This is a genomic window from Paraburkholderia sp., from assembly GCF_049581445.1.
Classification (GTDB): Bacteria; Pseudomonadota; Gammaproteobacteria; order Burkholderiales; family Burkholderiaceae; genus Paraburkholderia.
Window position 1 is genome coordinate 1 of sequence record NZ_JBAURZ010000258.1, and the last position, 12,959, is coordinate 12,959.

Sequence of the window (12,959 nt, forward strand, 5' to 3'; positions counted from 1 at the left end):
CTCCGCGGCCACCCGTGTTTCGCAGATGCCGTCGTGCAACCAGTCGATCTGCACCTGACGTCTCGTATCGGCGACGGCTTCGCCTTCGGTACCGCGTGCGAGCAGCGCGCCGCCCGCGGCGGCATCGGGATGCGTGCTGAAAAGCTGCGTGAGGCTGTCGCGATACGGCGGATGGGTATAGTTGACGAGACGTAGGCCAGGCGGCGCGAACGGCTGGAGAATCTTGACGAGCGTATGGGTGGAATTGCGCACGCCCATGCGGCGCCGCAATGCCAGCATGCGGGCGAGCTTCGGCGCCAGCGTGGTGATGGGCGCGAAGGCGAGGCGGCGTGCGGCGAGACTGTCTTCGATGTCCGCGTGCGTCTGTGCGTGTGCAATCTGTAGATGCGTGAAGATCTCCGCGCTCGTCACGCGGCCGGGATCTTCTGTGACGCCATGCACCAGCACGGGCACACCCTCGCGGGCTAGCAACAGCGCCAGCAACGGCACCAGATTCGGCTGCTTGCGGGCGCCGTTGTAGCTTGGAATCGAAACCGGACGATAAGCGCCATGGGCGATCTGGATCGGGTCAAAGGACGCGTGTGCAGCGGCTAGCATTGCCGCCAGTTCGTCGGCAGTCTCGCCCTTCACACGATACGCGAGCAGCACCGCGCCGAGTTCCAGATCGGACACTCGCCCATCAAGCATCGCGCTATAGAGGGCGTGCGTGTCTTCCGGCGTCAGTGCACGGGCGCCGTTCGGGCCGCGGCCGATCTCCTTGATGTAGCGGGCGCACGGGAAGACGGGGGCAGCGGTATCAACGGATTCGGTCATCGTTCAAGTGGGGCGGTATTGTGTGGTGGCGAGCGACCACGGCTTTGATTTCGAAATGCAAGCACGAACGCTGCGACAGGCAGCAGCGGTTCCTCTAGTCAGTATCGCATCTACGACGATCTTGCAAGTTTGTGGGGCGGGCTGTCGCTGAGTCGGCCAACCTGCGACATTCTGGCTGCGATGCCCGGACTGAGGCGGCTAAGGTGATTTAACCGGACTGAGACGGCTAAGATGAGATCACCAGGCTGAGACGGTCAAGGTGCGCTGCCCCACGCTGCGGGCGCGCGGCCGGGCTATCAACACCGCCGAGCCAACTTTGCCGACCTCGCACTCATGCTGCGAGCCGCCGCGTTAAACTCAATGCTTTATGGCCGCTCAGGCGGCGCCCTCAAAGATGGAGAACGGGATGAGTTACGTGTTTGCTCCCGCACCGGTGGTCGCGGTGCCAGTCGTCGGGTCTGGCGATCAATTCGCGGTGCGTCGAATCTACTGCGTGGGCCGCAATTACGAGGCGCATGCGCGCGAGATGGGACACGATCCCGATCGTGAACCGCCGTTCTTCTTCAGCAAGCCCGCGGATGCGGTTCTCTACGTGGCGCCAGGCACGACCGGCGAATTCCCGTATCCGACCCAATCGAAGAACGTGCACTTCGAAATGGAAATGGTGGCGGCAATTGGCAAGGCGGGCAAGAACATCGCTGTCGAGCAGGCGCTCGATCATGTCCACGGCTACGCGCTGGGGCTCGACATGACACGCCGCGACTTGCAGGCCGAAGCGAAAAAGCTCGGCCGCCCGTGGGATACGGCGAAGGGATTCGACCACTCGGCGCCGCTCGGCCCGATCCATCCGGTTTCGGCGGTGGGGCAAGTGGCGAAGGGCGCGATCTGGCTGACGGTCAACGGTGAGGAAAAGCAGCGCTCGGACGTTTCGCAACTGATCTGGTCAGTGGCGGAGACGATTGCCTATCTTTCGACGCTGTTCGAACTCCAGCCGGGCGATCTGATTTTCACGGGCACGCCTGAAGGGGTGAGCGCGGTTGTGAAGGGCGATCTGATGAAGGGCGGCGTGGACGGGCTAGGCGAATTCAGCGTGCGCGTCGTCTGATCATTCGGCACGGGGGAGACAAACAAATATGAAGCTATACAGCTATTTCCGGAGTTCGGCCGCTTACCGCGTGCGCATCGCGCTGAATCTGAAGAACCTGCCTTACGAGTACGCTCCGGTGCATCTGCTACGTGATGGCGGCGAGCAACTCAAGCCAGCGTACCGGCGCCTGAACCCGGATGCAATTCTGCCGACGCTCGTAGACGACGGCCATGTGCTGCAGCAGTCGCTGGCTATCATCGAGTATCTGGAGGAAACGCATCCTGAGCCGCCATTGCTGCCGAAGGCGCCCGCCGATCGTGCGTATGTGCGATCAGTGGCGCTGCAGGTGGCCTGCGAGATCCATCCTGTGAACAATCTGCGGGTGCTGAAATACCTGAAGCACACGCTCGGCGTTGCGGATGAGGCGAAGGACGCATGGTACCGGCACTGGATCGAAAGCGGCTTTACGACGCTCGAAGAACATCTGGCGGGCGATTCGCGTACCGGCGCGTTTTGCTTCGGCGACACGCCGACCATGGCCGATGTGTGTCTCGTGCCGCAGGTGTTCAACGCGCAACGCTTCAAGATCGATGTGACGCGCTTCCCGACCATTCAGCGTATTCACGATCAGGCGTCACAGCTTGACGCGTTTGCGCGTGCGGCACCGGGCGTGCAGCCGGATACGGAGTGATCTTCAGCTCTGGTTTAAGAATTCTGCGTGCTGATGGCAAAAAGGGCGTCCAGATTGATCTGGACGCCCTTTTTGCTGGTGGCTGACAGCATGTGCTGTTGTGCGCTTGTGCGCCCTGGCTCGGGCGCGTTTGACCGCCAATACCGGCGGTCGTCCCTTAGTCGCCCAACAGCGCGTCTGAAAACTCTTCCGCGCTGAACGGCTGCAAGTCTTCCACTTTTTCGCCGACGCCAATAAAGTACACCGGCACCGGGCGCTGCCGCGCAATCGCCGCGAGAATGCCGCCCTTGGCCGTGCCGTCGAGCTTGGTGACGATCAGGCCAGTGAGGCCCAGTGCGTCGTCGAACGCTTTGACCTGTGTGAGCGCGTTCTGGCCGGTGTTTGCGTCGATCACGAGCAGCACTTCGTGCGGCGCGCCGTCCATCGCCTTGCCGATCACTCGCTTGACCTTGCGCAACTCCTCCATCAGATGCAACTGCGTAGGCAGGCGACCCGCCGTGTCGGCCATCAGCACGTCGATCTTGCGCGCGCGTGCCGCGCCGACCGCGTCGAAGATCACCGCGGCCGGGTCGCCGCTCTCTTGCGACACGACCGTCACGTTGTTGCGTTCGCCCCAGATGGCGAGCTGTTCACGCGCGGCTGCGCGGAACGTGTCGCCCGCAGCCAGCAGCACGGACTGGTCGAAACTTTGCAGATGCTTGGCGAGTTTGCCGATGCTGGTGGTTTTCCCCGCGCCGTTGACACCGGCGATCATCATGACGAGCGGCTGGGCGCGGCCGAGAATCAGGGACCTTTCGAGCGGCTTGAGCAGGTCGATCAGCAGCGTGCGCAGCGCCTCCTTTACCTGCAGAGGGTCCGTGAGGCGATCGGCGCGCACCTTTTCATGCAGCGCTTCGAGCAGGAATTCGGTTGCTTCGACGCCTGCATCGGACATCAGCAGGGCGGTTTCGAGTTCCTCGTACAGGTCTTCGTCAATCTTGGCGCCGATGAAGATACCGGTGAGATTCGAACTGGTCTTGGACAGGCCGCTTTTTAACCGGGTCAGCCAGGACTTTTTGGCTGCGGCCTCGGGTACGGGGGGCGGGACGATCTCGACGGCTTCGAGCGCATTATTCTCGGCAAGCGGCGCGGCGGCGGGCGTCGGCGCGACCGGCTGTACCGGTGCAACGCGCGCGACGGGTGTGACAGGCGCAACAGGCGCGATAGGCGCGGCGACGGGCGCGGCAGACTGCGGCTCCGTCTGCGCCTCTTCAGGCGCGGCGTCGGGCGCGTTCGAACCCTTGAATCGTTTGAAAAAACTGAACATGATCTGGCTTGGTGAGAGCGAGCGCCGATGCGCGCAGCCGGCGTAAACCGGTGGCAGCGGCAGGCAGCGTGGCAATGCGGGATGCAAGGCGCTGGAAGGCCGTCATTTTATCAGGCGCGCCTGTCCGCGTTGCATTAGCCGTCCGGCCAGGGTGGGTTGCGCGCCCCTGTGTGGTAACGTTGGCGCTCGAACCCGCGTGCAGTGGCGCTCGCGGGTATCTGACCAACCCTTTGCAACTGTTCGAATCTGCATGCCCCGTTCTTCTACCTCTCACGTGCCCAGCGCGTCGTCCAGCCGCGGCAAGCCGCACGCCATCCGCATCATTGGGGGCGACTGGAAGCGCACGCCCCTGCCCGTGCTTGATCTGGATGGTCTGCGCCCGACGCCGGATCGCGTACGTGAGACACTTTTCAACTGGCTCGGACAGCGCCTGGACGGCCAGCGTTGTCTCGATCTGTTCGCCGGCAGCGGCGCACTGGGCTTCGAGGCTGCCTCGCGCGGCGCGGCACGAGTCTTGATGGTCGAGCGTAATGCGCGGGCAGCGGGACAATTGCGGGCCAACCAGGCGCGACTCGCGCCGAATACGATAGAGATCGCCGAAGCCGACGGGCTGCGCCTCGCGGCGAGCCTCGCTCCCGGCTCGTTCGATGTAGTGTTCCTCGACCCGCCATTCGGCTCGGATCTGCTGGCGCGCGCGCTGGAACAGGCGGCACCGCTGGTCAGCCCTGAAGGCTTCCTCTACGTAGAGGCGGGCGAGGTGCTCGACATCGCACAGACACCAGCGCTGGCGGGCTGGATGATTGCGCGGCAAGGGAAGGCCGGGGTGGTCCACTATCATTTGCTGCAGCGCGAAAATGAGGAATAATGCGCGTTCTAAAACAAGCGCCGGGCGGCCAGCCGTCACACGCGCGACCGGCGGCAAACGCGTTCTGCGAACGTGCTTGACGTGCCCATTTGTCTGAAGAGAGGAGAAGTCTCATGGTAGTCGCCGTGTACCCGGGTACCTTCGACCCGCTGACGCGCGGTCACGAAGACCTCGTTCGGCGCGCGTCGAGCATTTTCGACACGCTGGTGGTGGGCGTTGCCGACAGCCGCAACAAGAAGCCTTTCTTTACGCTCGAAGAGCGCCTCGATATCGCTCATGAAGTGCTCGGTCACTATCCGAACGTTCAGGTGATGAGCTTCAAGGGGCTATTGAAGGATTTCGTGCGCACCAACAATGCACGCGTGATTGTCCGCGGCTTGCGGGCGGTGTCGGACTTTGAATACGAGTTCCAGATGGCCGGCATGAACCGCTATCTGTTGCCGGACGTGGAAACCATGTTCATGACCCCGTCGGATCAATACCAGTTCATTTCGGGCACGATCGTGCGCGAGATCGCGCAGTTGGGGGGCGACGTCAGCAAGTTTGTATTTCCGTCCGTCGAAAAGTGGCTGACGGACAAGGTTGCTTTGCTCGGCCAGGATGAGCCTTCGGCGAGCCAGCCGTAACCGGCGTAAACTAGCAGTTTGATGGAACGACCGCCGGCCTCGGGGCCGGCGTGAAGTGAAGTACGAAGTGACGGAGTGAAGTGAGACCAGTATGGCCCTGATGATTACCGACGAGTGCATCAATTGCGACGTCTGCGAGCCTGAGTGCCCAAACGATGCAATTTCGATGGGCCCGGAAATCTATGTGATCGACCCGAAGAAATGCACTGAATGCGTCGGCCATTTCGATGAACCGCAGTGCATCCAGGTGTGCCCGGTCGAGTGTATTCCGCGCGATCCGCAGCATCTGGAGACGCCTGAAGGTCTGATGGCGAAGTATCACGCGTTGCAGGTTGCCAAGGGCGCCTGAGCGGGACTGCTCACGCGCCCCGCTGAGCGAGAGTATCCGGCGTACCCGAACACGTCCGCTTAACCCGCTGCCCAGCCTACGTAAGCGCTTAATATGTCTTGCAGCGCCGCTAGCAGCGCGTCGCATTCGGCGTCCGTGCCAATCGAGATGCGCAGGTGTTGATCGATGCGTGCCGCCTTGAAATGGCGCACGAATATTTCCTTGTCACGTAACCGTTCGGTGAGCGTGGCGGCGTCATAGCCTTCATGCCGGGCAAAGACGAAATTTGCCCCGGACGGCACCACCTCGAAGCCCAGCGCCGTCAACCCGGCCGACAGACGCTCACGGCTTGCAATCACCTTCGCACAACTATCGCGGAACCATGCGTCGTCCTGATAGGCGGCCATCGCCGCGGCCTGCGCGAGTCGGTCGAGCGGATATGAGTTGAAGCTATCCTTTACCCGATTCAACGCGTCGATCAGCGCCGGATCGCCGAACGCAAACCCCACCCGCATGCCCGCCAGCGAACGCGATTTCGAAACCGTGTGTACGACCAGCAAGTTAGGGTAGCGGTCGATCAGTGCAATCGCCGACTGCGCGCCAAAGTCCACATAAGCCTCGTCGATCACCACCACCGACTCAGCGTTGCGCGCCACCAGTCGCTCGATCTCCGCGAGTGGCAAAGGATGTCCGGTCGGGGCGTTCGGATTCGGCAGCAGTACGCCCCCGTTGGGCATTGTGTAATCGTCGACGCGGATCGCGAACGCGTCATCCACAGGAACTGTCCGGTAGTCGACTTCGAAGAGCCGCGCGTACGTGGGGTAAAAGCTGTAGGTGATGTCGGGGAAAAGGATCGGCAGATCGTGTTTGAGCAGCGCCTGGAAAGTCATGGCGAGAACTTCGTCCGACCCGTTACCGGCAAAAACGTTTTCGACGCGAATGCCGTGATACGCCGCAACCGTTTCGCGCAGTTGGCGCGCGGTCGGGTCAGGATAGCGCCGCAACGTTTCTGCGGTCTCGCCGAGTTCGTGTCGAATCGCCTCCAGCACGCGCGGTGACGGCGGGTACGGGTTCTCGTTGGTATTGAGCTTGACCGGATGAGCGAGTGCGGGCTGTTCGCCCGGCACATACGGCGTCAGACGATGAACGATGTCACTCCAATAGCGGCTCAAGCATGCCTCCCTTCGATGGATACGGTCGGATTCCGATGATAGCGCGGCGCCTCTCCGGGGGATCAGGAGCGTCGCATTGGCCTGAACGCCAGTCACGACAGCCCCTGCTCAATACAGCACTCAGCCGTTGCGATGCAACTGCATCACTGCGCGTTCCATCTCACCTTTGACGACGAGCGGCATCTGCACGAGCGCGCGTTCGATCGACGCATCGATCACATCCTGCTCTTCGCGGCGTGGCGGTTTCAGCACATAGTTGGCGACGTCAGGTTTCGCGCCGACGCGTGCAGCTTCGGGAATCAGATCACGTGGATGTCCGATGCCAATGCGCAAGCGCCAGTACTGTTGCGACGACAAATGCGCCGAGATGTCCTTGAGGCCGTTATGCCCGCCGCTGCCGCCACCTAGCTTCAACTTGACAGTGCCCGGCGGCAGATCAAGTTCATCGTGCGCGACAAGAATCTCATCGGGCAGGATCTTGAAGAAATGCGCCAACGCAACGACCGACTGGCCAGAGCGGTTCATGTAGGTCTGCGGTTCCAGCAGATGCACTTCCTCGCCATGAAGACGCGCCTTCGCATAGAAACCGTGAAAGCGACGCTCGTCGCGCAGCGTCGTACCTGCTTCGCGTGCCAGTTGGTCGACCAGCCAGAAGCCGGCGTTATGGCGCGTCGCGGTGTATTCGGCGCCCGGGTTGCCGAGCCCCACGATCAGCTTGATCATGATTGGATAAGGGCCGGCGGCGTGCCACGCGACCTGAAAAAATACGAAAAAAAACCCGCCGGGGCGAACCGCGGCGGGTCATATCGTCCGTTCCATTGAAACGGATCGAGAGGATTGCTTGCTCTGTGGAGCTTAAGCGGCCGGCGTTTCGCCTTCGGCAGCAGCGGCGGTGTCGCCTTCAGCGATAGCACCAGCCGGGATCGTCGCGGACGCGATCACCGGGTTTTCTGCTTCGACGTGCGCAACCAGCGCGACGCCTGCCGGCAGGACGATGTCCTTGGCGTGCATCGTGTGACCGGCTTCGATCTTCGCGAGGTCGACTTCGAGGAATTCCGGCAGTGCCGACGGCAGGCACTCGATTTCGATTTCGTTCAGAACGTGTGAGATCACCGCGCTCGACAGCTTGACTGCCGGGTTGGATTCCTGGTTCATGAAGTGCAGCGGAACCTTGGTGTGCAGCTTCTTCGTCGCGTCAACGCGCTGGAAGTCCACGTGCAGCACGAGCTGACGGAACGGGTGGTATTGCACGTCGCGCAGCAGAACCTGTTGCGACTTGCCGGCCACTTCCAGGTCGAGAATCGACGAGTGGAAAACTTCTTTCTTCAGCGCGTGCCAAAGTGCGTTGTGGTCCAGTTCGACCAATTGCGTGTCAGCACCAGCGCCATATACGATGCCCGGGGTCTTGCCCGAGTTACGCAGGCGGCGGCTCGCACCCGTACCTTGCAAAGAACGCTCGAAAGCGACTACTTTCATTTTGAATCTCCAATGCACTGCCCGCGACCAGGCAGTAAAAACGGGGCCTTCACGCCATGTTGGCTGAGGCCCCAGAGCGACGGCACGAACCTTCGTTCGTTCGTGCCGATTGTGCAAAAGCGCAACTCGCGCCGCGCTTTCGCAAATACTTAACTTTCAGCAAACAGCGACATCACCGAATCGCCGCGGCGAATCCGCGAGAACGTTTCGGCCAGCAGCCCTGCGCTTGTCAGCGAACGGATCTTGGCGCAAGAGCGGGCTTCATCGCCGAGCGGAATCGTATCCGTGATGACCAGTTCGTCGAGCGCGGAATTGGCGATACGTTCGCCTGCGCCGCCGGACAGAACCGGGTGGGTTGCGTACGCAAACACCTGCTTTGCGCCGCGTTCCTTCAGCACCTGAGCCGCCTTGCAGAGCGTGCCGGCAGTGTCGACCATGTCGTCCATGATCACGCAGGTACGGCCTTCGACTTCACCGATGATGTTCATCACTTCAGCGACATTCGCCTTCGGACGGCGCTTGTCGATGATCGCGAGATCGCAGTTCAGTTGCTTGGCCAGTGCGCGGGCGCGGACCACGCCGCCAACGTCCGGCGACACGACCAGCAGGTTCTCGTGATTCTGCTTGCGCAGATCGCCGAGCAGCACGGGCGTTGCATAGATATTGTCGACCGGGATGTCGAAGAAGCCTTGAATCTGGTCAGCGTGCAGATCCATCGTGATGATCCGCTCGACACCCGCGATTTCCAGCATATTCGCTACGATCTTCGCCGAGATGGCGACGCGCGCTGAACGCGGGCGACGATCTTGACGGGCATAGCCGAAGTAGGGGATGGCAGCGGTGATCCGGCCAGCAGATGCGCGCTTGAGCGCATCGACCATGATCATCAGTTCCATCAGGTTGTCGTTCGCCGGCGCGCAGGTGGATTGCAGGACGAACACATCCTTGCCGCGCACATTTTCCTGAATCTCGACCTGGATTTCGCCGTCAGAGAAACGGCTGACCATCGCTTTGCCGAGGGGAATACCGAGGATTTTTACGACTTCCTGTGCAAGCGCGGGATTCGCGTTGCCAGTAAAAACCATCAGGCCGTCATGGCTGCTCATCATGCACCTGCTTCTGGCTGGGGGCGAGGAAATGCGAGAATTTTTGGCAGGGGAGGAAGGACTCGAACCTTCGGATGCCGGAATCAAAATCCGGTGCCTTAACCAACTTGGCGACTCCCCTACACTAACTTTGAACCCCGCCGAACGTGTAGGACCGTTCGACGATGCAAAAACTATGACGCGAAAGCGAAGAGTGGATGCCTGTCCAGGCTTGCTGTTACTGCGCTGCTCCAGTTGCCGGGCAGTTTGGCTTGCGCCTCTTCTGCTTCACTTCGGCTTTGGAACGCTGCAAAAACACTTGCACCTGATCCCGTCATCCGCGCCGGCGCGATGTTATCAAACCATCCCAGCACCTGCGCAACTTCCGCGTATTTTCCCACGACAACCTGCTGCATGTCATTCCGGCCAAAACTGTCAGGCCATTCTGCGCTGCAACTATGTTGTGCAAGAAAGTCCGTAATTGTGAGGGGTTTTGAATCTCTTGTCAACGATTTCTCGGAAAAAATCGCTGCAGTTGGAACATGAACCCGTGGTGTCACAACAAGGAAATATCGCGGCGGCAATTGTACAACCTCCAACGCCTCTCCGACACCCTCTGCAAACGCATTTTTTCCAAAAACAAAAAATGGCACGTCCGCGCCCAGCTTTAGCGCCAGCGCTTGCAACTCGGTGCGCGGCAATTCGAGTTTCCACAAGCGGTTCAACGCGAGCAGCGTGGTGGCCGCGTCGGAGCTGCCTCCCCCGAGACCGGCGCCCATGGGCAGCCGTTTGTCGGTCTGGATGTCCACACCCTGGGACGTGCCCGTGTGGCTCTTCAGCAGCGTTGCGGCGCGCACCGTAAGGTCGTCATTCGCGGGTACACCAGGTACATCGGTGGCGCGCGTGATCTGGCCGTCGCTGCGACGCGTGAAATGCAGCGTGTCGCCCCAGTCGAGCAACTGGAACACGGTCTGCAGTGCATGGTAGCCATCCGGGCGGCGGCCGGTGATGTGCAGGAAGAGATTCAGCTTCGCTGGCGCGAAGCAATTACGCAGCGAATCGTTCGTTTCAATCATGAGTGGGTACAAATTGCGGGGCGGGCGTGAGGCGATTCGGCGGCCTACTGGTCCAGCACGAGCTTGATGTCGAGCGGTGGCTCCTCGCGGCTCAGGTTGACGCGCTTGAGCCCTGTGGCTGGTGCGTCAGCATACGCGAGATAGTCGATGGTCCAGCCATCCTGGCGAATTTCCTTCAGACGCGCGGGATCTTGCGGATCCTGCTCGGTCTTCGCTTTCGATGTTGGGGCGGGCGAGGGTTGCAGCCAGTAGCGCAGCCCTTCGACGGGCAATGCGAAGCCCATCGCATTTTGCATCAACGTCGAGACATTGTCGGCGGTGAGCGGCTGGCGGTTGGGCAGTTCGAGCGAAGCCGAGGCCGGTGACGACGTGACGATCGCAAGCGTCTGGCCGAGCGGGTTGCGCAACTGCAAGGTGACGGTATCCCCGGCTTCCTGCCAGTCGAAGTTGCCGTAGGCGTTGCGTTGCGTGCCGTTCTGATCGACATACTGAACCGCGAAGCGGCCATGGTACGCGCGGGACGTCTGCGCCGTGACGGCGGTTGCCGCGTTCGACATTGACGGCCCTTGCGGCTTGACTGATGCACACCCGGCGAGCGCGACGACAGCCGCCGCGGCGAGCCCAAGCGCCGCGCGGCGCGGCGCCTGGTAATAACGGTTAAAACGGACAGAGGCGGTTGATATCAGCATCAGAGATCGTTCACCTGAAAACGTTGGAGCGTTTTGAGGAGCGTATCGTTATCCGGTTCAAGCTTGCGAGCTTCGCGCCATGCTGCGCGGGCCTGTTCCTGGTCGCCCGTTTTCCACAACACTTCGCCCAGATGCGCGCCAATTTCGGCGTTCGGCTGCAGGTCGTAGGCCTTGCGCAACAGCTTGAGCGCGTCCGACGTGTCGCCGAGCCGGTACTTGACCCAGCCAACGCTGTCCATGATGAAAGCGTCGTCCGGCGCCAGTGACGAAGCCTTTTCGATCAGCTTGTTGGCTTCCTGCAGGCGCAGGCCGCGGTCAGCCAGCGAATAACCCAGCGCGTTGTAGGCCTGCGGGTTGTCCGGTTGCGTTTCGATCAGCTTGCGCAACTGCGCTTCCATGATGTCGTAGTGGCCGTTCTTCTCGGCCGCCATCGCATAGTCGTAGGTCAGATCCGGGTCGTCCGGGAAGTCGGCCGTGGCTTGCGCCAGGCGGGTTTCCGCTTCGGGATAGCGCTTCGCGTCGAACAGAATGGCCGCGTCGGTCCGCGCAATCAGCGCCTGGTCTCGCGGGTCCGGCGACTGCAGGCTGGCGAGCAGCTTGCGTGCGTCGTCCGGCTTACCCTGCTTTTCGAGCAGTTGCGCACGCGTGATCTGCGCCGGAATGTATTGCTGGCTCGACGGCGAAATCTTGTTCAGCCACTTGCTGGCTGCGTCGTCGTTCTTTTGCTCAAGAGAGAGTTGCGCAAGGTAGATGTACGCCTGGCCAGCATCGGCGGAGGGCGTCTGTTCCGCCTTCTGCGCGTACTGTTCCAGATAGGTTTGCGCGCCGGCGAAGTCCTTTTTCTGGACATCGATTAGCGCGAGCGCCATCAGCGGAGTCAGGTCGTTCGCGTTGTCCTTGTGCATGACCTCGAACTGCTTTTGCGCATCGTCGAGGCGGTCGCTTGCCAGGTACATCTGCGCGAGCGCGAGGCGTGCATCATGCGACTTCGGATTCTTCTGCACGTACGCTTCGAGCGACGCAATTCCTTCCTTGCGTTCTTCCGGGCCCATCTGCGAGAGCGTGAGCGCTGCCGGCAGATAGTCGGGCTTCAGCGTCAGCGCCTGCTCGAGGGATTTGCGCGCACCTGGCGCGTCATCGGCGACGATCTGTTGACGCGCAATGGCCAGGTTCGCCTCGGGCCGGTTCATGTCGTTCTTGAGCAGGTCTTGCAACACGTGCAAGCCGCCGACGCGATTCGGTCCGCGCGACAGCAGCAGTTGCAGCGAGAGAATCGCGGCGCCGCGATTTTCGTCCGGCACCTTGCCCAGTTCGCGCGCGAGTAGCGGCTCGGCATCGTCGGGCTTGCCTGAGAGCACCAGTAAAGAGGCGTCGAGTTGCGCCGCGCGCTCGGAGGTTGGCGCATACTGCTGCCACAATTGCGCGGCCGCGAGCGCATCCGACGGACTTTGCGCGGCAAGCGCGATTTCCGTGGCGCGCTGCGCCATACGCGGATCATGCGTGTCGCGCGCGAGCGCCAGATAGGTCTGATAAGCTGGCGCCGGCTGACCGCGCTGCAGGGCGACTTCAGCCGCCAGCACCTGGAAGACGATCTGGCTCGACAACTGGACGTCAGGCAAATCCTTTTGATCGTCAGCCGATTGCCCGCCGAGCGCGTCCGGCATGGCCACGGAGTTGTCGTCCGTATCCGGCGAGGGGTCCTGCGCATGCGCCGGCATGGCCGCGAGCGCCCACAAGGCAAGCGC

14 protein-coding genes and 1 tRNA gene are annotated in these 12,959 nt (G+C 61.7%); 5 read left to right on the plus strand and 10 right to left on the minus strand.

Annotated features, from left to right (window positions below):
• Positions 1-813 (minus strand): DNA-binding protein YbiB (gene ybiB, locus WCA85_RS21830; protein ID WP_424066953.1); only part of this gene is annotated, 813 nt, incomplete at its 3' end.
• Positions 814-1,219: 406 nt separating this feature from the next.
• Here ybiB and WCA85_RS21835 point away from each other — a divergent pair.
• Positions 1,220-1,918 carry a fumarylacetoacetate hydrolase family protein gene (locus WCA85_RS21835; RefSeq protein ID WP_424066954.1) on the plus strand — a complete coding sequence of 233 codons (699 nt, stop codon included), beginning with the start codon at positions 1,220-1,222 and terminating at the stop codon, positions 1,916-1,918.
• 28 nt (positions 1,919-1,946) lie between these two features.
• Positions 1,947-2,591 carry a maleylacetoacetate isomerase gene (maiA, locus tag WCA85_RS21840; RefSeq protein WP_424066955.1) on the plus strand — a complete coding sequence of 215 codons (645 nt, stop codon included), beginning with the start codon at positions 1,947-1,949 and terminating at the stop codon, positions 2,589-2,591.
• Positions 2,592-2,748: 157 nt separating this feature from the next.
• Here the strand turns inward: maiA and ftsY are convergent, their stop codons facing one another.
• Positions 2,749-3,897, minus strand: a complete 1,149-nt coding sequence (ftsY, locus tag WCA85_RS21845; protein WP_424066956.1) for a signal recognition particle-docking protein FtsY — start codon at positions 3,895-3,897, stop codon at positions 2,749-2,751.
• A gap of 250 nt (positions 3,898-4,147) precedes the next feature.
• Here ftsY and rsmD point away from each other — a divergent pair, with 250 nt between their 5' ends.
• From rsmD to WCA85_RS21860, 3 genes are all read left to right on the plus strand, one after another.
• Positions 4,148-4,762, plus strand: a complete 615-nt coding sequence (rsmD, locus tag WCA85_RS21850; protein ID WP_424066957.1) for a 16S rRNA (guanine(966)-N(2))-methyltransferase RsmD — start codon at positions 4,148-4,150, stop codon at positions 4,760-4,762.
• A gap of 113 nt (positions 4,763-4,875) precedes the next feature.
• Positions 4,876-5,388 (plus strand): pantetheine-phosphate adenylyltransferase, encoded by a 513-nt coding sequence (gene coaD / locus WCA85_RS21855; RefSeq protein ID WP_424066958.1) that lies wholly within the window; start codon positions 4,876-4,878, stop codon positions 5,386-5,388.
• A 91-nt stretch (positions 5,389-5,479) separates the two neighbouring features.
• Positions 5,480-5,737 (plus strand): YfhL family 4Fe-4S dicluster ferredoxin, encoded by a 258-nt coding sequence (locus WCA85_RS21860; protein WP_424066959.1) that lies wholly within the window; start codon positions 5,480-5,482, stop codon positions 5,735-5,737.
• 59 nt (positions 5,738-5,796) lie between these two features.
• Here WCA85_RS21860 and hisC read toward each other — a convergent pair whose 3' ends face one another.
• The 8 genes from hisC to WCA85_RS21900 form a co-directional block, all read right to left on the minus strand.
• Positions 5,797-6,888 carry a histidinol-phosphate transaminase gene (hisC, locus tag WCA85_RS21865; RefSeq protein WP_424066960.1) on the minus strand — a complete coding sequence of 364 codons (1,092 nt, stop codon included), beginning with the start codon at positions 6,886-6,888 and terminating at the stop codon, positions 5,797-5,799.
• A gap of 120 nt (positions 6,889-7,008) precedes the next feature.
• Positions 7,009-7,611, minus strand: a complete 603-nt coding sequence (pth, locus tag WCA85_RS21870; protein WP_424066961.1) for an aminoacyl-tRNA hydrolase — start codon at positions 7,609-7,611, stop codon at positions 7,009-7,011.
• A gap of 132 nt (positions 7,612-7,743) precedes the next feature.
• Complete coding sequence (locus WCA85_RS21875) at positions 7,744-8,364, minus strand: 50S ribosomal protein L25/general stress protein Ctc (protein ID WP_424066962.1); 621 nt, start codon at positions 8,362-8,364, stop codon at positions 7,744-7,746.
• Between the two features lie 149 nt (positions 8,365-8,513).
• A complete protein-coding gene (locus tag WCA85_RS21880; protein ID WP_424066966.1) occupies positions 8,514-9,470 on the minus strand; it encodes a ribose-phosphate pyrophosphokinase in 957 nt (318 codons plus the stop codon).
• 44 nt (positions 9,471-9,514) lie between these two features.
• Positions 9,515-9,591 (minus strand) — tRNA-Gln (locus tag WCA85_RS21885).
• A gap of 52 nt (positions 9,592-9,643) precedes the next feature.
• The gene (gene ispE / locus WCA85_RS21890; protein ID WP_424066963.1) at positions 9,644-10,525 is read right to left on the minus strand and encodes a 4-(cytidine 5'-diphospho)-2-C-methyl-D-erythritol kinase; all 882 of its coding nucleotides are present in this window, start codon (positions 10,523-10,525) and stop codon (positions 9,644-9,646) included.
• A gap of 44 nt (positions 10,526-10,569) precedes the next feature.
• A complete protein-coding gene (gene lolB / locus WCA85_RS21895; protein WP_424066964.1) occupies positions 10,570-11,214 on the minus strand; it encodes a lipoprotein insertase outer membrane protein LolB in 645 nt (214 codons plus the stop codon).
• Positions 11,214-12,959, minus strand: a 1,746-nt coding sequence (locus WCA85_RS21900) for a tetratricopeptide repeat protein (protein WP_424066965.1), incomplete at its 5' end; no start/stop codon positions are given. The genes lolB and WCA85_RS21900, both read right to left, overlap by 1 nt.

Bases quoted from the DNA above. Each gene is read 5' to 3' on its own strand.
- WCA85_RS21835 (WP_424066954.1), top strand. From the start codon at position 1,220: ATGAGTTACGTGTTTGCTCCCGCACCGGTGGTCGCGGTGCCAGTCGTC.
- maiA (WP_424066955.1), top strand. From the start codon at position 1,947: ATGAAGCTATACAGCTATTTCCGGAGTTCGGCCGCTTACCGCGTGCGC.
- ftsY (WP_424066956.1), bottom strand. From the start codon at position 3,897: ATGTTCAGTTTTTTCAAACGATTCAAGGGTTCGAACGCGCCCGACGCC.
- rsmD (WP_424066957.1), top strand. From the start codon at position 4,148: ATGCCCCGTTCTTCTACCTCTCACGTGCCCAGCGCGTCGTCCAGCCGC.
- coaD (WP_424066958.1), top strand. From the start codon at position 4,876: ATGGTAGTCGCCGTGTACCCGGGTACCTTCGACCCGCTGACGCGCGGT.
- WCA85_RS21860 (WP_424066959.1), top strand. From the start codon at position 5,480: ATGGCCCTGATGATTACCGACGAGTGCATCAATTGCGACGTCTGCGAG.
- pth (WP_424066961.1), bottom strand. From the start codon at position 7,611: ATGATCAAGCTGATCGTGGGGCTCGGCAACCCGGGCGCCGAATACACC.
- WCA85_RS21875 (WP_424066962.1), bottom strand. From the start codon at position 8,364: ATGAAAGTAGTCGCTTTCGAGCGTTCTTTGCAAGGTACGGGTGCGAGC.
- WCA85_RS21880 (WP_424066966.1), bottom strand. From the start codon at position 9,470: ATGAGCAGCCATGACGGCCTGATGGTTTTTACTGGCAACGCGAATCCC.
- ispE (WP_424066963.1), bottom strand. From the start codon at position 10,525: ATGATTGAAACGAACGATTCGCTGCGTAATTGCTTCGCGCCAGCGAAG.
- lolB (WP_424066964.1), bottom strand. From the start codon at position 11,214: ATGCTGATATCAACCGCCTCTGTCCGTTTTAACCGTTATTACCAGGCG.